The sequence below is a fragment of the Shigella sp. FJ200513 genome, assembly GCF_040495915.1.
Classification (GTDB): domain Bacteria; phylum Pseudomonadota; class Gammaproteobacteria; order Enterobacterales; family Enterobacteriaceae; genus ECMA0423.
The window spans coordinates 1-2,181 of the sequence record NZ_JBDYCV010000217.1 but is presented as its reverse complement, the minus strand read 5'-3'; the positions used below and the strand labels follow the sequence as shown (position 1 = coordinate 2,181).

The following is a 2,181-nucleotide window of genomic DNA, read 5'->3' as shown; positions in this document are numbered from 1 at the left end:
GGGCGATTAACATCGCCTTTTGCTGCTTCATAGCCTGCTTCTCCTTGCCTTTCGGCACGTAAGAGGCTAACCTACATTTGTGAGACATAGATTGGGCCTCAGATTAATGTTAAGCGTCTTGCAGGACGCGTAATGTTAACTGGGGCTTTTCTCTGTCTGCCTTACAGTGGCATGCCCGAGGCAGACAGCCTCAAGCACCCGCAGCAATCTTACCGATACCGATAAGAAAACGCTATTTTTTATTGCCAGCACCTTCTATCCAGGCTAATTTATCTGCGTCAGAACGGCGCAATGCGCTCGCCTGAGATACGTTTACTTGCCATGGTAACAACAGGTAACGGCAATTGCTGTTTCTGTTTTGTTTCCTTCAAAAACCCCGGACCATCAATCCGGGGTTTTTGTTTGTTAACCCCAACGGCAAATCGAATACACCACCAGCGCCACCGCCATCGCAATTCCTACCGTGGTGAATGCCTCAGGCCAGGTCATTGATTCACCTCCTGCGGTGGTTCCGGTAGCGGCATCCAGTGAGTTGAGCTCTCTACTTCAACGCCGTCTTTGTCCACAAAAGCCATCTTATTCCCGCCACGAGTGGGGCAAAAAACCTTATCCCAGGAACCGGGGAATACATTCCCGAGATCATCGAGAAGAATCACATCGCAATATTCAGCAGGAACTGCATCACTACAGCTTATCCAGCCAGCCAGAGTTACCGGAGAGTTGCCAGCCTTACGCATGGCCATTTCCACGATTTCAACCATATCTCCTGGTGGAATTTTACAAAGTTGCCCAATACATTTCTGCTGCCTGGCATATTCGAGAATGTGCTCCAGTTTGGTTCGATTAATCATTATTTATCTCCCTTAAGCATGGCAGCGCGGCAGGCGTTCCAGCCATCAACATAATCAAACGTATTACTATCGTTTGGCCCGATTTCATCCGGCACTATCGGCTCTGGTTGGATAGTGACGTTGGCAAAGGCAGCACGCAAACCGGTTTTAATTTCTTCGATTTCATCAGAGCCAAGCGATGAATCTGACAGTGCGTGATGGAATGCGTAAGCCATGTCGTCGTTTACTGCAACCGGCACTGCCGGCGCTGCGTAAAGCGGTGTTATATCTGCCCGAAAATCACATGCTTTATGCAGTCGTACCCAACGCTCAACTTCCGCTTTGTAAAAATATATAGCAGTGAACGTATTAGATTCCTGGTCAACTTGAGTAAACGTCACCTTCCACGCTACAGCTACGGCTTTCCATCCATCAGGTTGTCGCATTCGCGGGGCAGCATAAAGCTCATGCATTCCATCAGGCAGCGAGTGACCCACATACTCACCGAACCCATCAATACACATGCCCCCATCTTCAACAATGCATTCCGCTACAGGCTCTGCTTCCAGTGATGCCAGAGCGATAAGCGCCAGTTCACGAATTTCACCGCCGTCTATATCGTCAATATCATCGCGGCCAGAAATGTTAGCCAGCCATTGCAGTCGCTCTTTGGTAATAGTAGTCATGCCGTAGCCCCTTCTTGATATATTTCAAACCAGAACACAACCGGGTCAGATTTCATTTCAACCAATCCCATACGAACCAGCGCTTTGCCTTTCCCGGACGCAAGGAATTCACGACGACCATCACTGATAATTCGTCGATAATCTTCCAGGCTACTGCAATGCTTGTGCAGATTGCATGGGTGGCATTCTGGTACCATGTTGGATATATCGTCACGTTCCTGGTGAAGCATATTTCCATCAAAACGAATGACCGGTTTTACATGGTCTGCATGCCACTTTTCGCCAAGTTCGCAGCCGCAATAAGCGCAGCGACCACCGAACTTCATGCGCAGTTCTGCACGTTGTTTTTTCGTCAGTGCCATATCAGCTTTCCTTATACGGATTAATTTTATTGTGCAGTGTGTTGAATGACGCCCATACCACGTCGTTATACAATTCAATAACTGGCTCAATTATTTTTCCGATTATCCAGACAAAAATTTGCGGGGATATCGGTGTCATCAACACGATAAACAGAATGAGAAACAGGAATTCTGTTGTTCTACTCTTTCGCGGATATTTTTTTCTAAATAATGTAACCATTCATTACCGCCCTTTCGGGCGGTCTCCTGATGATTTGAGGGTGCAGAAATCCCTCCGGTTAAGGATTAAATTTTTAACAGTGC

The 2,181-nt window shown here is 47.4% G+C and carries 4 protein-coding genes; all 4 read right to left on the bottom strand.

Going from position 1 to position 2,181, the window contains the following annotated elements:
* Positions 1 to 485 precede the first annotated feature (485 nt).
* Genes ABZJ92_RS21580 through ABZJ92_RS21565 form a run of 4 tightly spaced genes read right to left on the bottom strand, consistent with a single transcriptional unit; the run spans position 486 to position 2,098 of the window.
* Positions 486 to 851 (bottom strand): DUF551 domain-containing protein, encoded by a 366-nt coding sequence (locus ABZJ92_RS21580; RefSeq protein WP_000610655.1) that lies wholly within the window; start codon positions 849 to 851, stop codon positions 486 to 488.
* Positions 851 to 1,516, bottom strand: a complete 666-nt coding sequence (locus tag ABZJ92_RS21575; protein ID WP_000208062.1) for a hypothetical protein — start codon at positions 1,514 to 1,516, stop codon at positions 851 to 853. The genes ABZJ92_RS21580 and ABZJ92_RS21575 overlap by 1 nt, the downstream gene beginning before the upstream one ends.
* Complete coding sequence (locus tag ABZJ92_RS21570; protein WP_001229297.1) at positions 1,513 to 1,878, bottom strand: HNH endonuclease; 366 nt, start codon at positions 1,876 to 1,878, stop codon at positions 1,513 to 1,515. Before ABZJ92_RS21570 ends, ABZJ92_RS21575 begins: the two co-directional genes overlap by 4 nt.
* A gap of 1 nt (position 1,879) precedes the next feature.
* The gene (locus tag ABZJ92_RS21565) at positions 1,880 to 2,098 is read right to left on the bottom strand and encodes a DUF4014 family protein (protein ID WP_000256998.1); all 219 of its coding nucleotides are present in this window, start codon (positions 2,096 to 2,098) and stop codon (positions 1,880 to 1,882) included.
* Between the last annotated feature and the right edge of the window lie 83 nt (positions 2,099 to 2,181).